Here is a 14,977-nt window from a genome sequence, read left to right as displayed (position 1 = left end):
TATCCCAGTTAAAAAAAAACCACTCAATGGAGTGGTTTTTTGCGTTTGGGCTGTAGCAATTCAAAAGAGGTGAAAACTCATATTAATTCCTGAACTGCGCTTTCAAAACTCTATCAAGTGAAAACGGTCCTGCGCCCCACACGACAACGATAAGAATCATTAACCCCCAAAGCTGATGATCGTAGAAGCCTTGATCCCATAATACAGGGTAAGACACAACGGCAATGATATTGAAAACGAACAACACCGCAGCCATAGGTCGTGTTAATAAACCGAGCGCTAAGAACACCGGCAGAATTAACTCAGCGGCGGTACCCATGTAAGCCGCTAATTCCCAAGGTAGCAGTGGCACTTGGTATTCCAACTCAAACAAGTAAAGCGTGCTATCCCAAGTTGCTATCTTAGTGAGCCCAGAATTAAAGAATACCCACGCCACCCAAAGGCGACAAAATAGTAGAAGCACTGGAACAAAAAGTGCCTGTGATTTCTCAATCAAACTGTCGTATTGAGCCATCATGTTCGTGACTGTGTTGTTATCCATGTTATGTCTCCAATTCGGCATTGATTGAAAAACCTGAGATGACGTTTAGCGCCATAACAGTATTCAGATGTTGTAGTAGTAAAGGGTCTATCGCTGAGAGTGCTCGACCTGATTGCAATTCAGTGAGGAGTTGGTGGCTTTCTTTTGTCAAACAATGACTCTCAACCTGTGAATTCTCAGCTCGGATTAACACCCCAAACTCGGCTTGATTTATGTCTAGCCCATCAAGTTGTTGCTGATAGATGGCGTGTTCAAGCGCGATAATCGTGTAACTAGAATGAATCAGTGTTATTGAATCTTTGAGATGAAAGACCAAAGCGCCTTGTTGTTCTTGTGGTACATCGGCTAGGCAAGAAAGAGGTTTCTGGTCGACATGTGCTTGTGACGTAAACCTTATCAAACAGTCTTTCTGCCATTCATACAAAGCCACTTCACCGAGATAAGGTGCAGCCTCAATAACGGCAGGAAAGGCTTGGATAGTCTGTTCAAAGTGTTCACCGTAACCACTGACATCACCAGAGGTCGATGGAGAACTTAAGACATGTTGACGAGCCATCTGTTGGAAGCACTCTTCACCAACTAACATTTCAGTGAGTGGGTAGGTTGCTGCCAGAACTTCGCTCAAGCTGATCACAAAGTTATTACGGTAAATCTGGATTCGCTGTTCATCGGTAAAATGGTCGCGCACTATGTCGCAGTGCTCACCATTGTTTTGGTAGCGTAGGGCGTTAGCAAACTCCAATTGAACATCTGCTAGGGAGTGGCTCATGATACGCGACTCCTTTGGTTGAACTTGTCGTGTTGATACAAGATGTCACTGGCTTTGGTTGCTTCGGTCAATAAAACTTGTGGCTCTGGGATATCTAGATCCCATTCAATCAAAGTATGACGTGAACCATGTTGTGCTATCCAGTCAGTATAGAGTTGCCACACTTCGTCACAGACAGGCTTACTGTGTGTGTCTATCCAGATCTCACCTTGTTCAAGCTTCTTTTTGGTAAAACCTGCCAAGTGAATTTCTTCAACTTTGTCTGCTGGTATTCCGCTTAAGTACTCTTCACAACTAAAGCCATGATTAAAAGATGAGACAAAAATATTATTGAAATCGAGCAGTAGGCGACACTCAGTACGCTTTTGTACCTCAGCCAAAAACTCCCACTCTGGAATGGTTGAATGCTTGAAGGCTAGGTAGCTCGATGGGTTCTCAATCAACATAGGGCGTTGCAGGCTGTCTTGAACTTCGATGACATTGCGGCAAAAGACTTCTAACGCCTCTTCGGTATAAGGCAGCGGTAGCAAGTCATTGAAGTAATGACCGCCATTCTGACTCCAGCTGAGATGGTCAGAAACCAAGAAAGGTTCGATATCATCAATCAGGTCTTTTAACTGCACCAGATGGTGTTGATTAATACGCTCAACTGAACCGAGAGATAATCCAACACCGTGGCAACTTATGCTGCGTGCGCTGCGAATGTCTCTGAGTTGTTGGCGTTGCGGTGATTGAGCTAAGAAGTAGTTCTCGCTGTGAACCTCTAACCAACTCACTAGAGATGGATTTTGGCTAAAGAAATCCAAGTGTGGTGTTCTAAGACCAACTCCTGCATTGGGGTGAAGAGTTTGAGTCACAACGATTCTCCTAACAAGAAGTGGAGGTGAGCTGAATGTCAGCTCACCATACTAAGCAGCTCAATTATGATGATTGGGTGCTACCACCTGATAATTTGCCACATAGCCCTTTAGGAACGACCACGAATGCATCTGATTGGTTGTCTTCTTTTGCTGTACCCGCACATGAGCTTGTTTTGGTTGCACAATCATTTTGGCCAGCTTTTGCCACGCCGTAGCATTTTTCTTTTGCTGCTGCTTCCGCAGGTGCTGATGTAAGAACTGCACCACCGAATGCTAGTACACTTGTGATTGCAGCTGTAACAGCAAGATTAGAATTTTTCATAGTCATTCCCTCTAGGACTTAATAGTATTTTTATATCGCAGGTTAATGGATTGTTAACTTGCTTATTAAAAAGGATAGGAACAACCAGGAAATAATTTCACGGTATTATAAAAAATATCAATATTAATGGTGTTTTATTGTTTAACTTATTGAATTTATGATGTTAATTTTTGATTGTTTTTTCTTCTTATTATCCTAAACGCAGCCTAGTGTTTAGGTTATAATCAACTTTTATGTATAAATACCCAGTAGTGAGCATATCCAATGATAGATCCTTCGCTTTTACTCGATGGCTTAAACGACAAACAACGTGAGGCGGTCGCGGCACCTTTAGAAAACCTACTTATTCTGGCAGGTGCTGGTAGTGGTAAAACGCGAGTGTTGGTGCATCGTATCGCTTGGTTGCAAAGTGTAGAGCAAGCATCACCGTTCTCTATTATGTCTGTTACCTTCACCAACAAAGCGGCAGCAGAGATGCGTGGTCGTATTGAAGAGTTGATGATGGGCAGCTCATCAGGTATGTGGAACGGCACCTTCCATGGTATCTGTCACCGCATCCTTCGTGCTCACTACCTAGATGCAAAACTGCCAGAAGATTTCCAGATTATTGATTCAGATGACCAGGTTCGTTTGCTACGCCGTTTAATCAAGGCGCAAAACCTTGATGAAAAGCAGTGGCCTGCAAAGCAAGCTTCTTGGTGGATAAATGGTAAGAAAGACGAAGGCTTACGCCCAAGTCACATTGACGCCTACCATGATCCAATCACTCAAACGTGGTTAAAGATCTATTCAGCTTACCAAGAAGCATGTGATCGTGCTGGCTTGGTCGACTTCGCAGAGATCTTATTAAGAGCCCACGAGCTACTGCGTGATAAGAAGCATGTTCGAGAACATTACCAAGCTCGCTTTAAACATATCCTTGTCGACGAATTCCAAGATACCAACAACATCCAATACGCGTGGCTGCGTATGATGGCGGGGCCTGATTGTCGCGTGATGATCGTGGGCGACGATGATCAATCTATCTATGGCTGGCGTGGTGCAAAAATCGAAAATATTCAGAAGTTCTTGGATGAGTTCCCAGGTGCTTCGACGATTCGACTCGAACAAAATTACCGCTCGACCAAAACCATTCTGCAGGCATCTAATGAACTTATCTCGAATAATACCGAGCGTATGGGTAAAGAGCTGTGGACCGATGGCAACGATGGCGAGCCAATCTCGGTGTACTCGGCTTATAACGAGTTGGATGAAGCGCGTTTCACGGTTAGTAAGATCAAAGAGTGGCAAGAGAAAGGCGGTGCACTCGAAGATACCGCGATGCTTTATCGTAATAACGCCCAATCTCGTGTTCTGGAAGAGGCGCTAATTCAAGCGGGTTTACCATACCGAATCTACGGCGGCATGCGATTCTTCGAGCGTCAAGAAATCAGAGATGCTTTGAGCTACATGCGCCTAATGAATAACCGCAGTAATGATGCGGCGTTTGAACGCGTGGTTAATACACCAACGCGTGGCTTGGGTGATAAAACGTTAGAAACGATTCGTCTTGCAGCGCGTGATCGTGGTGCAACCATGTGGGAAGCCAGTGTTGCTTTGATAGAAGAGCAAGTGCTACCCGGCCGTGCTGCGGGTGCATTAAGCCGTTTTATCGAGCTTATTAATGCGCTTGAAGATGACACGTTAGAATTGAGCTTACATGAACAGACCGACCATGTGATTAAATCGTCGGGTTTGTTTGCGATGTATGAGCAAGAAAAAGGCGAGAAATCAAAGGCACGTATTGAGAACTTAGAAGAATTGGTCACAGCAACTCGCCAGTTTGAGAAGCCAGAAGAAGCGGATGAGATGAGCATGCTAACGGCTTTCTTAACGCATGCGGCGCTAGAGGCGGGTGAAGGTCAGGCTGATGAGTTTGATGATGCAGTTCAGTTAATGACTCTGCACAGTGCGAAAGGCCTAGAGTTCCCAATGGTGTTTATGGTGGGTGTCGAAGAAGGCATGTTCCCAAGCCAAATGTCTGCTGAAGAAGCAGGACGTTTAGAAGAAGAGCGCCGCCTGTGTTACGTAGGTATGACACGTGCGATGGAAAAGTTATACATCACTTATGCTGAGATGCGTCGTTTGTACGGTCAAGACAAGTACCACAAACCATCGCGTTTTATTCGTGAGCTACCAGAGACCTGTCTGGATGAAGTGCGTATGAAAGCGCAAGTGAGCCGCCCTGCAAGCAGTGGCCGTTTTAGCCAGACAGCAGTGAAAGAGAACTTCAACGAGACAGGCTTTACCTTGGGCTCTCGTGTTAACCACCCTAAGTTTGGGGAAGGGACGATCATTAATTTTGAAGGAAGCGGCCCGCAAAGCCGAGTTCAAGTCGCTTTCAATGGCGAAGGCATTAAGTGGTTAGTCACCGCGTACGCACGCTTAGAGCAGCTTTAACCTGTTACTTCGGCATCTAATAACCGTTCATTATTGAAAACAAAAAGAGCAGCCAATGGCTGCTCTTTTTTATTGCATATCGCTTTAAGCGATCACAATACATGACTGACTAGAAGGGAGTTTACAGTGCTGCAAGTGCCGCTTCGTAGTTTGGTTCTTCAGTGATCTCTGTAACTAACTCGCTGTGTGTTACCACACCTTTTTCATCAACAACGACAACTGCACGTGTTGTTAGGCTTGCTAGTGGACCTTCAGCAATCGCTACGCCGTAGTCTGATGCGAATGTAGGAGAGCGGAAAGTCGAAGCGTGTTGAACGCCTTCAATGCCTTCTAGTTCGCAGAAGCGGCCTGCAGCAAATGGTAGGTCAGCAGAAATACAAACAACAACTGTGTTCTCAAGCTCTGCCGCTTTTGCGTTGAACGTACGTACGCTCGTTGCACAAGTTGCAGTGTCGATGCTTGGGAAGATGTTTAGAACTACTTTCTTGTCTGCAAGAGAAGCAAGTGTCAGTTCAGAAAGATCGCCTGCAGTCAGTGCAAAACTTGGTGCCTGTTCGCCAGTTTGTGGGAATGTGCCAGTTAGCGGTACAGCAGCGCCTTTGAAGGTAACGTGTGACATGAATTTGTCCTTAGTTTAATTATGGTTATGAAACTAGTTGAGCCTAGTAAGACTTACGTTACTCGGAAGTGGTTAAGAAGTGAATGGTTTAAATGTCAGAATTGTAATCAAAGGTCTTTGATTTGCTTGTTTTAGGGAAGAGATGGTGGGACGACAGATAAAGAAAAACCCCGAGAGCTTGCGCTCATCGGGGTCTATAGTCTTACTCGCAGCAATCCGGCTACTAAGTGTGCTCCATGCATCAAATCCATGATAGTGTGCTGTTATCCTTCAGCGTATTCCTTTCGTCGCCTTCCTAGCGGTGTCCTTGATCTTATCCTGATCTGCCAACAATCCTCGTTAGCGCGCGTCACTTGTTCCTTGAGCGGTGTCCTTTACATCATCCTGATGTTCAGTCCTTTCCTCATCCAGAGGTGTCCATTGTCTTTCCTTAGTAGCAACCATCCTAGTTACTATTGCGTCCATTCAATGTCCATTTCGCTATCCATGCCGATTATTCATCCTGAGTAATCGAATCTTCATCCTGAAGATAACCAAGTCCTTGGCATTTCCTGTTCCGTGTCAGCATCCTTCCGACACCATTCATATTACCGATTCCTTATTTATCAGCAATGGTGCATACGCGAATTTCTATATAATTATTTGAAGGATAAATGTACATGTTGTTTAATTTCAATTGGTTACGATATATGGGTGCTTAATTTCGCAGTTAAATATCGATATTTACTCACTGCCTTGTGAGAGATCTCGCACAAGACAGGGAGTAAAAAGGGAGTATTCTCCCTTATTGGCCGATAGCGGCACCTTCACGACGTGGGTCTGCAGCACCTTCTAGACCATCTTTTGTGATGCGAATGGCGTGTAAACCCGAATTAAGATCTCGAACGTTGACCTCAAATCCCATCTTTTCTAGCTCAGGTTTGAAGTTTTCCGCCGATGTTCCTTTTTCCAAATCTAAGGTGCCGAAACGGTTGAGGAAGTGCGGTTGGTTGATCGCTTGCTGGATATTCATGTCCCACTGGGTATGGGCAATAATAGCTTGTGCTACATAACCTATGATGCGGCTACCACCCGGAGAACCGATCGCCATATAAGGCTTATCGTCTTGCATGATAATGGTCGGTGCCATTGAAGAACGTGGACGCTTACCCGGTTCAAGTCGGTTCGCGATAGGCTTGCCATCGTTATGAGTCTTGAATGAGAAGTCGGTCAGTTCGTTGTTGAGTAGGAATCCTCTTACCATCAGGCGTGAGCCAAATGCGTTCTCGATGGTGGTGGTCATCGATACGACATTGCCATCGCTATCGACAATATTGAAGTGGCTGGTGGACGGCAGTTCAATAGACACATCTTGGCTGCGCAGCATGGCGTGATCCCACGGTGGGGTGCCTGATGGCGCACTGTCTAATGCCTTACCTGCGGTAATTAACTGGGCACGTTCCTGCAGATAGTCAGTGTTTACTAACCCTTGTGTCGGCATTGGTACGTAATCTTGGTCTGCCATGTACATACCACGGTCTGCAAAGGCTAGGCGAGAAGCATCCGCTAACACTTGCCAAGATTTCGCGTCGTTTGGCCCCCATGATTTCAGATCAAACTGTTCAGTCATCGCTAAGATCTGTCCAACGGTTAATGCACCTGAACTTGGTGGTCCCATGCCACAGATATCGTAACTCTCATAAGCAGAACAAACCGGTTCGCGTTGCTTGATTGAATACGCATCGAAGTCTTTCTGTGCCAATACGCCCGGGTTACCTTTGGCCGTTTGTACTGTGTTGATGATGTCAGCGGAAATCTCGCCTTGATAGAAAGCCTTAGCACCATCCTTTGAGATAGCGTTTAACGTTGCGGCGTATTCAGGGTTCTTAAGTAGCGTACCTGCGGTTTTCGGGCTGCCATCGGCATTAAAGAAGTAGGCTTTGGTAGTGGTAAAGCGGCTTAGTCGTTCTTGGTCATTTTCAATCAAGGTCGCTAAACGTGGGCTGATGGTAAAACCTTTTTCAGCCAGTTGTGCGATAGGCTTGATCAGCGATGCCCACTCTAACTTGCCATATTTTTGGTGAGTGTCCCACAGTAATTGGACTGTTCCCGGTGTCGCTACTGAGCGACCACCAACCACGGCATCATAAAATTTAAGCGGTTGGCCGTTTTCGTCTTGGAATAGACGTGGGGTAGCATCAAGTGGGGCGGTTTCGCGACCATCGTAGGTTTTAAGCTGTTTGTCCTTTCCATCAAAATAAACAAGAAATGCGCCACCGCCAATACCGGACGACTGCGGTTCAACTAAGCCAAGCATTAGCTGTACAGCAACCATGGCATCAATCGCGTTACCACCACGAGCAAGTACATCAGCGCCGGCTTGGGTTGCCAGAGGGTTGGCCGCGGTGACCATCCAGTCGTTAGCTTTTACGAGTTGTTTGGTTTCTAAACCACTACTTTGTTCGGGAGCGACGGAATCGGCAGCTTGATTTGCCCAACTGACGTGAGAGGCAAAAAGTAGGGTAGAAGTGGCGAGGGTTGTTAGTTTTTTTTTCCACTGCATGATCTTCTCCTTTTAATATGCAGAGCTAGATTGGCAGTGGAAAGATAAGATAGCCAGTGTGTTGTTAACGAATTGTAATCTTGATTCGAATTTAGGCGATTAAACCAGACAACGACTGCCAAAGAATACTTAGGCCAATCAGGCTAAATAGCACGCCACACAAGCCATCAATGTAGACTGTTGCTTCGCTAAGCTTCTTCTGTAGGGTTTTAGTTGAAAGCATCCACGCCAGTAGCGAGAACCAGAATAGCGAAAGGCCAAATAGGATGATTAAAGCAAGGCCTTTGCCCGACAGCGACATGTCTGCAGGAACCAAGCTCGACATCAAACTGATGAAAAACACTAAGGCCTTTGGATTAAGGATGTTAGTCGCAAACCCTTTCGAAAATGCCTGACGTTTATTGGTAAGAATCAGATCCTTTGAATCGACAGGATTGGCCTCATCTTCGTGATGAGTAATGATCTGCCAGGTGGCCTTTAGTGCACCAACACCGAGATACAACAAGTAGCTACCGCCAGCTAACTGTATGGTCGCGAAAAGAGTTGGGTGCTGATGAACCAGATAACTGATGCCCGTCAGGCTCAGCAACGAATGCAGTAAAATCCCACAAGATAGGCCAAGCGCGATGTACAAGCCTGTTTGTCTGCCGTGACGCGTCGCATTTTGCACGACTAACGCAAAGTCAGGGCCGGGGCTCATCAAAGCTATGAAGTGGATTGAGGCGAGGGTGATCAGTATGGTGACTTCGTTCATGTTAGTTCTCAATAACGCTGCCGCTATTTTTAAATAAGTAATCGTATTGAGCGTAGCTTACCGTGATTTGAAATCGAGCAATTGTAAATTATCAACACTTAGTTGATTTGTGAGGGCGGGACGCCGAATGTGGTTTTGAACGCTTTGGAGAAGTGTGCTTGATCATAGAAGCCCACTTGGTACGCGACCTTGGTACCACATATGCCAGATTTGATTAGGCGCATGCTCTGCTCCATACGTAAGCGGCTCAGCCATGCGTATGGCGTGATACCCATTCTGTTTTTAAAGTGGCGTTGGAATTGAGTTGTGGTTAAGCCGCACAGCTCAGACAGTTGTTCTAATCGCACTGGCTGATCTAAATTTGCCATCAAATAGTCTTTTAGCGTATCAATCGATTGATTACCCAATTTGATGTCGCTCTTGGACCCAAATTTCGCATAACGATCGACAATCGTCGAGAATCCCTCGAATGGTAAGCAATCTTGAGCGAGTTGGCTGATGTTTTGATTGATTAACAGACCGTGTAGGTTGCGTAATTGTGAAAATGCAGCTTGATCGGAGAGGATCAACTCAGAAAAGCCTAATGTGTGACCATTTTGCTTGGGATCGGCAAGATCTTGAAACCACTGGGGAGAAACTGCGAACACGCTGACTTGATAACCCGAATCGAGTTTGGAATGCCCATCATGCAGTTCATCGGGTGGCATGATGACAACTTGGCCTGCGCCAACATGATGGCTAGTCCCTTTATAGGCGAATTTTTGCTGCCCTTGGGTAATTAAACCAATGTGAAAGTCCAAATGATAGTGGCGCTGAAAGGCAAACTCTTGGTATTGAGCTTGGATCAGGCTGATATCATCTGTTGGGGTGGAGTAATAGTGGACTTTATCCATGGTACAAAAAAGCTTGGTTAAATAGTCATCAATTCAACCAAGCTTATCTTCGTATTTCGAAATTGTCTTGTAAAAAACGATCAGTGTTACTGTTTAGCTTGTTTGTTCTTTCTGTTGTTACGTAGACCATCAAAGCTGAATATCACCAACGCTCCCCAAATAAAGGCGAAGGTAATCGCTTTGTCACTGGTAAACGCTTCACCGTAAATTAGAACCGCTAGTAAGAACATCAAGCTGGGGCCGATGTACTGGAAGAAGCCGAGTGTCGATAGTTTTAAGCGAGTTGCAGCGCCAGTAAAACACAGCAATGGAACCGTGGTGATCACACCTGCAGCTACCAGTAACAGGTTGAGTTGCATCGGGTTCATCGATAAATTTGAGGTTGGGCTATCGGCAATAAACAGTAAGTAGGTTGCGGCAAGAGGCAGCATCACCAGAGTTTCAATGAACAAGCCAGTTTGTGCCTCTAAGCTGACTTTCTTACGCAGTAAGCCATAAAAACCAAAGCTAAAGGCTAGAGCAATGGCGACAATCGGCACTGAACCGAAGGCAATTAATTGGATCAATACACCAATCGCAGCAAGAGCCACTGCAAACCATTGTAGCTTACGTAAGCGTTCGCCAAGGAAGAGCATCCCGAGCAACACGTTAATCAGTGGGTTGATGTAATACCCCAAGCTAGCATCGAGCATGTGATTGGAGTTGACCGCCCAAATAAAGATCAGCCAGTTAGCGCCTACCAAAATAGACGTCGCCACCAAATAGAGCATTTTTGGCTTTGAAGTTAAGGTGTCGCGTACTTTACGCCAGCTGCGGCCAATGTGTAGCAAGAAAGCGAGTAAGAAAAAAGACCATACTACACGGTGGCTAAGGATCTCTAGCGGGGAAACCTCACTTAAAGATTTGAAATATATAGGGGCGATCCCCCACATGGTGTAAGCACCTACAGCAAGCAAAATTCCTTGGCGCGTACGTTGTTGTTCTTCTGGAGTCATGCATCTTTCTCTAGCACCGAGTGCTTATTAATAAGATTTATAAGAGAGTTGGTCAGTATAGGAGCGATAACCCTTTTCACCTAACAATTTGCGGTTTAATTCACCAGCGTTCCACTCTACAATGTGCGACTTGCTTGCCAACGCTGCATGCTGACTTTATACCTCGATTAGGAACCACAATGACCGCCACTCTGATTGCTGAGCAAACACCAACTCCTGCGAATGATGCGCAAACCATCTTACAAGATGTGTTTGGCTATCAAACCTTTCGCGATGGTCAGCAAGAGGTTATTGATCTGGCCGTGGAAGGCCAAGACAGCTTGGTTATTATGCCAACCGGTGGCGGAAAATCTCTGTGTTACCAGATTCCAGCCTTAGTGCGTCAAGGGCTCACTCTGGTTATCTCACCGCTTATCTCGCTGATGAAAGACCAAGTTGATCAGTTGAAAGCTAATGGTGTGGCAGCAGAGTGCATTAACTCTTCAATGCCTCGCGACCAATTGCTAAGTGTGTTTAATCGCATGAACTCAGGTCAGCTGAAAATGGTATATGTGTCACCAGAGCGCGTGTTGATGCGTGACTTTATCGAGCGTCTACAAGGCCTACCGCTTTCTATGATAGCGGTCGACGAAGCGCACTGTATCTCGCAGTGGGGGCATGATTTCCGCCCAGAATATGCCTCGTTAGGCCAGCTTAAACAGTATTTCCCTCATGTGCCCTACATGGCGCTTACAGCAACTGCTGATGATGCGACGCGCAAAGATATTATCTCGCGTTTGCAGTTGATAGATCCGCACACTTATTTAGGTAGCTTCGATCGCCCTAACATTCGCTACAACTTGGTTGAGAAACACAAGCCGGTGTCTCAGGTGGTTCGCTACCTAGAAACACAAAAGGGTAATTGCGGAATCATCTATTGCGGCAGCCGTAAAAAAGTAGAGATGGTGACTGAGAAGCTGTGTAACAACGGTATTCGCGCTGCGGGTTACCACGCAGGCATGGACACCGATGAGCGCGCTTACGTTCAAGAAGCTTTCCAACGTGATGATATCCAGATTGTTGTCGCGACTGTGGCGTTTGGTATGGGTATCAACAAACCCAATGTACGCTTTGTGGTGCACTTTGATATTCCACGCAACATCGAGTCTTACTATCAAGAGACTGGCCGTGCGGGTCGTGATGGCTTGCCTGCTGAAGCGATGATGCTGTTTGACCCTGCTGATATGGGGTGGCTGCGTCGTATGCTGGATGAGAAAGAAGAAGGTCCACAGAAACAGGTTGAGATGCATAAGCTAAACGCGATGAGCGCCTTTGCAGAAGCGCAAACTTGTCGTCGTCAGGTACTGCTCAACTACTTTGGTGAGTATCGCGAGAAGCAATGTGGTAACTGTGATATCTGCCTCGACCCACCAAAACACTTTGATGCGACCCAAGAGGCGCAGAAGGCATTATCTTGTGTGTACCGTGTGAATCAGTCGTTTGGTATGGGCTATGTGGTTGAAGTGATGCGTGGCATGCAGAACATCCGTGTGCGCGATAATGGTCACGACAAGCTGTCTACTTACGGTATTGGCCGTGACCACAGTCATGATTACTGGATCAGTATCTTCCGTCAGTTGATTCACAAAGGCTTGTTGTTCCAAAACATCACTCGTAATTCAACATTACAGCTAACAGAAGAAGCGCGGCCACTACTGCGTGGTGAGATGTCTTTGGAATTGGCTGTGCCTCGTTTAGATACGGCGGTACGTAATGCTAAGTCCGATAAATTAAGTAGCAAGAACTATGATAAGAAGCTGTTTGCCAAACTGCGTAAGCTGCGTAAGTCGATTGCTGATGAAGATGGTTTGCCACCTTATGTGGTGTTCAGTGATGCGACTCTGATTGATATGGCCGAAGTGCTGCCTACCTCATACGGTGAGATGTTGGCAGTAAACGGTGTTGGTCAGCGTAAACTTGATAAGTACGCAGACCCATTCTTAGATTTGATTCAAGAACACATCACGACACACGGCTAGTTTTCAGAATCGTTTAGCTTCTAAAAACGGTTAGATCATAGAAAAAGAATAAGGTTGATAGGGACATGACAACACAAACAGAATTTGGTTTAAGAGAGTATTTGGCTGAGGAAGGACGTTTATTGATTACGTCTCCAAGTTTTGATTTTGATTCTTACGAAGTGTTAGGTGAAAAGCTGGTGGCATTGTTGTCCGCTTCTGTGGTGGAAAAGCAGTGGGACGCTGACATGCACTCTTGGTTGATCGATTTTGAAGATTGTCGGATGTTCTTAAAGTCTGAGCATTACAGTGAATCAATTTGGTTTGAGTCGTTAAACGCTGAAGAGAGCCGAGAAGAGTTTGATTACCTAGCAGCTTTGTTTAAGCGTGGTTTCTAACTTTGAGCATGGCTTCTAAAACGTAGCTTTTAAACCTGGCTTTTAAAACATAGTTTCTAGCGCCGTTCACCAATAAAAGTGAGAATAAACGTTTGCGTCTGTTCTCACCATTGCAGCCAATATTGATTAATGTATAATCGCCCGCCGCTCAATAGAGCAAATTATAGATACATTTTTAATTCACATTATTGGTAAGAGCTTTCTTAGTTTATTCGAAGAAATGACTCGATTTGGGTTCCCTCACCCCCAAACCAAACTAAAAAGGTACAGCATGAGTAACTTTACCCCTGAGCAACAGCGCAAAGCCCTAGCACTATTAGTTTTGTTCCATTTGATCATTATTGCGTCAAGCAACTATCTGGTTCAGCTACCTTTTACCGTTTTCGGTATGCACACCACTTGGGGTGCTTTCACTTTCCCGTTTATCTTCCTAGCGACTGATCTGACCGTACGCATTTTTGGCGCACAGCTGGCTCGTAAAATCATTTTCTTAGTGATGTTACCTGCATTGGCCGTTTCTTATTTTTTGTCAGTCGTGTTCTTTGAAGGTTCGTTCCAAGGCTTTAGTCAACTCGGTGAGTTCAACTTGTTTGTTGCACGTATCGCAGCAGCAAGCTTCATGGCTTATTTACTGGGGCAGATCTTGGATGTACATGTTTTCAACCGTCTACGTCAGCTTAAACAGTGGTGGGTTGCCCCAACATGTTCAACGCTATTCGGTAATGCCATTGATACCATCGCTTTCTTTGCGATCGCTTTCTACCAAAGCCCAGATCCATTCATGGCAGAACATTGGACTGAGATTGCACTGGTTGATTACGGTTTCAAACTTATCATCAGCCTAGGCTTGTTTGTTCCTATGTACGGCGTGCTTCTGAACTACATTGTTAAGAAGCTAACCGCTGTGAACCCTGACTTTAAAGCGACAGGTGTTAACGCCTAGCTAGATGGAATCGCGGTTATTCAAGGTCATCTCTGAATAACCGCCTTTCGTTCCTCTTTGTTTATTCCTTTCTATGGCTGCTCCACTAAGCTTGGCCTTCAAGCACGGTCTCAACACCAACACCTGCATCCTTATTACTCTTTCTTGGCACTGATACCTTATATTTCGAGTTCTTTGGGCTCACCTTAGTCACGCTTTTTTGCAGTAGTAGTGAATTAGGGTAGGTAATCACATTGCCCTCTGGATGTCGGATTAGAGTATGGAACATCTTTATGTCGAGTATCTTTCCTTCAATACCATCTCCATCGGCCACAATGATTGAGTCCCCAATACGGTAGGGGAATACAAAGAAGATTAAGAAGCTGGCGGTGATGTTGCTGAGAATGGACCACTGAGCGATAAAACCGACACCGATAACCGTGAATACTGAAGAGATAAAAATCGAAAAGTTACCGTAGCCGATGCCGCTGACAATCAAATAGGTTGCAAACAAGAACCCGAAGTAAATGATATTAAAGCAGCGATTGATGAAAGCAGTGCGTGTCGCATTGACGGTTTTTGTCTCTGCGAGTGCCTGAATGGCTTTTTCCGTAGAGTGTTTAAGAATCCAATAGATAAGAATAAACAGCAAAGCGAGTAACAAGTCGTACTGTTTTAATGTCGAAAAAATGGTGTCGATGTAGCTAAGCATAGTAACCTCTAAATAGTTGAGGCTGCATTATTGTGGCCGTTCGTTTCCAATACATCATTAAATCATTATGGTTTTATTTTCCTTTCTAGTTCGACTTTGCCCAAGCAGAGTGAACATTAATCATTGGTTTGTCATGTGTGGTTAAGTGATTGATATGTAGATCTTTATATTTCTGTTATATCCCTTTTATCTATAGGTGACGCTTTAGTGATGA

14 protein-coding genes are annotated in these 14,977 nt (G+C 45.3%); 4 read left to right on the top strand and 10 right to left on the bottom strand.

Annotated elements, in window-relative coordinates; translation table 11 throughout:
- Window positions 1-82: 82 nt before the first annotated feature.
- The 4 genes from OCV56_RS15755 to OCV56_RS15740 all read right to left on the bottom strand — a co-directional run bounded on the left by OCV56_RS15755 (window position 83) and on the right by OCV56_RS15740 (window position 2,492).
- Window positions 83-541, bottom strand: coding sequence for a DoxX family protein (locus tag OCV56_RS15755; protein WP_086715425.1), 459 nt, complete (start codon window positions 539-541; stop codon window positions 83-85).
- Window position 542: 1 nt separating this feature from the next.
- Window positions 543-1,310 carry an HvfC/BufC N-terminal domain-containing protein gene (locus OCV56_RS15750; RefSeq protein ID WP_086715427.1) on the bottom strand — a complete coding sequence of 256 codons (768 nt, stop codon included), beginning with the start codon at window positions 1,308-1,310 and terminating at the stop codon, window positions 543-545.
- Entirely contained in the window at window positions 1,307-2,167 is an 861-nt protein-coding gene (gene bufB / locus OCV56_RS15745) for an MNIO family bufferin maturase (RefSeq protein ID WP_086715429.1), read from the bottom strand. Before bufB ends, OCV56_RS15750 begins: the two co-directional genes overlap by 4 nt.
- A 64-nt stretch (window positions 2,168-2,231) precedes the next feature.
- The gene (locus OCV56_RS15740) at window positions 2,232-2,492 is read right to left on the bottom strand and encodes a BufA1 family periplasmic bufferin-type metallophore (protein WP_060983713.1); all 261 of its coding nucleotides are present in this window, start codon (window positions 2,490-2,492) and stop codon (window positions 2,232-2,234) included.
- Between the two features lie 264 nt (window positions 2,493-2,756).
- Between OCV56_RS15740 and uvrD the strand changes: the two genes are divergently transcribed.
- Window positions 2,757-4,931: a DNA helicase II gene (uvrD, locus tag OCV56_RS15735; RefSeq protein ID WP_086715431.1), complete on the top strand. Its 2,175-nt coding sequence runs from the start codon at window positions 2,757-2,759 to the stop codon at window positions 4,929-4,931.
- 121 nt (window positions 4,932-5,052) lie between these two features.
- Here uvrD and tpx read toward each other — a convergent pair whose 3' ends face one another.
- The 5 genes from tpx to rarD form a co-directional block, all read right to left on the bottom strand.
- Window positions 5,053-5,550, bottom strand: a complete 498-nt coding sequence (gene tpx, locus OCV56_RS15730) for a thiol peroxidase (RefSeq protein ID WP_086715433.1) — start codon at window positions 5,548-5,550, stop codon at window positions 5,053-5,055.
- Window positions 5,551-6,334: 784 nt separating this feature from the next.
- Window positions 6,335-8,092 carry a gamma-glutamyltransferase gene (gene ggt, locus OCV56_RS15725; protein WP_086715435.1) on the bottom strand — a complete coding sequence of 586 codons (1,758 nt, stop codon included), beginning with the start codon at window positions 8,090-8,092 and terminating at the stop codon, window positions 6,335-6,337.
- Window positions 8,093-8,183: 91 nt separating this feature from the next.
- The gene (locus tag OCV56_RS15720; RefSeq protein ID WP_086715437.1) at window positions 8,184-8,846 is read right to left on the bottom strand and encodes a LysE family translocator; all 663 of its coding nucleotides are present in this window, start codon (window positions 8,844-8,846) and stop codon (window positions 8,184-8,186) included.
- A 98-nt stretch (window positions 8,847-8,944) separates the two neighbouring features.
- Window positions 8,945-9,739, bottom strand: a complete 795-nt coding sequence (locus OCV56_RS15715; RefSeq protein WP_086715439.1) for a helix-turn-helix transcriptional regulator — start codon at window positions 9,737-9,739, stop codon at window positions 8,945-8,947.
- An 86-nt stretch (window positions 9,740-9,825) separates the two neighbouring features.
- Window positions 9,826-10,734, bottom strand: a complete 909-nt coding sequence (gene rarD, locus OCV56_RS15710) for an EamA family transporter RarD (RefSeq protein WP_086715441.1) — start codon at window positions 10,732-10,734, stop codon at window positions 9,826-9,828.
- Window positions 10,735-10,913: 179 nt separating this feature from the next.
- Here rarD and recQ point away from each other — a divergent pair, with 179 nt between their 5' ends.
- From recQ to OCV56_RS15695, 3 genes are all read left to right on the top strand, one after another.
- Window positions 10,914-12,752: an ATP-dependent DNA helicase RecQ gene (gene recQ / locus OCV56_RS15705; protein WP_086715444.1), complete on the top strand. Its 1,839-nt coding sequence runs from the start codon at window positions 10,914-10,916 to the stop codon at window positions 12,750-12,752.
- A 65-nt stretch (window positions 12,753-12,817) separates the two neighbouring features.
- Entirely contained in the window at window positions 12,818-13,129 is a 312-nt protein-coding gene (locus OCV56_RS15700; RefSeq protein ID WP_081231249.1) for a DUF3630 family protein, read from the top strand.
- A 271-nt stretch (window positions 13,130-13,400) separates the two neighbouring features.
- The gene (locus OCV56_RS15695) at window positions 13,401-14,072 is read left to right on the top strand and encodes a 7-cyano-7-deazaguanine/7-aminomethyl-7-deazaguanine transporter (protein ID WP_086715446.1); all 672 of its coding nucleotides are present in this window, start codon (window positions 13,401-13,403) and stop codon (window positions 14,070-14,072) included.
- A gap of 85 nt (window positions 14,073-14,157) precedes the next feature.
- Here the strand turns inward: OCV56_RS15695 and OCV56_RS15690 are convergent, their stop codons facing one another.
- Entirely contained in the window at window positions 14,158-14,763 is a 606-nt protein-coding gene (locus OCV56_RS15690; protein ID WP_086715448.1) for a mechanosensitive ion channel family protein, read from the bottom strand.
- Between the last annotated feature and the right edge of the window lie 214 nt (window positions 14,764-14,977).

The organism is Vibrio gigantis (genome assembly GCF_024347515.1).
GTDB lineage: Bacteria > Pseudomonadota > Gammaproteobacteria > Enterobacterales > Vibrionaceae > Vibrio > Vibrio gigantis.
The sequence above is the reverse complement of the archived record's forward strand: the minus strand, read 5'-3'. Positions and strand labels throughout refer to the sequence as shown.

Excerpts from the sequence above, each read along its gene's own strand:
- uvrD (WP_086715431.1), top strand. The coding sequence starts at position 2,757 with ATGATAGATCCTTCGCTTTTACTCGATGGCTTAAACGACAAACAACGT.
- tpx (WP_086715433.1), bottom strand. The coding sequence starts at position 5,550 with ATGTCACACGTTACCTTCAAAGGCGCTGCTGTACCGCTAACTGGCACA.
- OCV56_RS15740 (WP_060983713.1), bottom strand. The coding sequence starts at position 2,492 with ATGAAAAATTCTAATCTTGCTGTTACAGCTGCAATCACAAGTGTACTA.
- recQ (WP_086715444.1), top strand. The coding sequence starts at position 10,914 with ATGACCGCCACTCTGATTGCTGAGCAAACACCAACTCCTGCGAATGAT.
- OCV56_RS15750 (WP_086715427.1), bottom strand. The coding sequence starts at position 1,310 with ATGAGCCACTCCCTAGCAGATGTTCAATTGGAGTTTGCTAACGCCCTA.
- ggt (WP_086715435.1), bottom strand. The coding sequence starts at position 8,092 with ATGCAGTGGAAAAAAAAACTAACAACCCTCGCCACTTCTACCCTACTT.
- OCV56_RS15695 (WP_086715446.1), top strand. The coding sequence starts at position 13,401 with ATGAGTAACTTTACCCCTGAGCAACAGCGCAAAGCCCTAGCACTATTA.
- OCV56_RS15715 (WP_086715439.1), bottom strand. The coding sequence starts at position 9,739 with ATGGATAAAGTCCACTATTACTCCACCCCAACAGATGATATCAGCCTG.
- OCV56_RS15720 (WP_086715437.1), bottom strand. The coding sequence starts at position 8,846 with ATGAACGAAGTCACCATACTGATCACCCTCGCCTCAATCCACTTCATA.
- OCV56_RS15700 (WP_081231249.1), top strand. The coding sequence starts at position 12,818 with ATGACAACACAAACAGAATTTGGTTTAAGAGAGTATTTGGCTGAGGAA.
- OCV56_RS15755 (WP_086715425.1), bottom strand. The coding sequence starts at position 541 with ATGGATAACAACACAGTCACGAACATGATGGCTCAATACGACAGTTTG.
- rarD (WP_086715441.1), bottom strand. The coding sequence starts at position 10,734 with ATGACTCCAGAAGAACAACAACGTACGCGCCAAGGAATTTTGCTTGCT.
- OCV56_RS15690 (WP_086715448.1), bottom strand. The coding sequence starts at position 14,763 with ATGCTTAGCTACATCGACACCATTTTTTCGACATTAAAACAGTACGAC.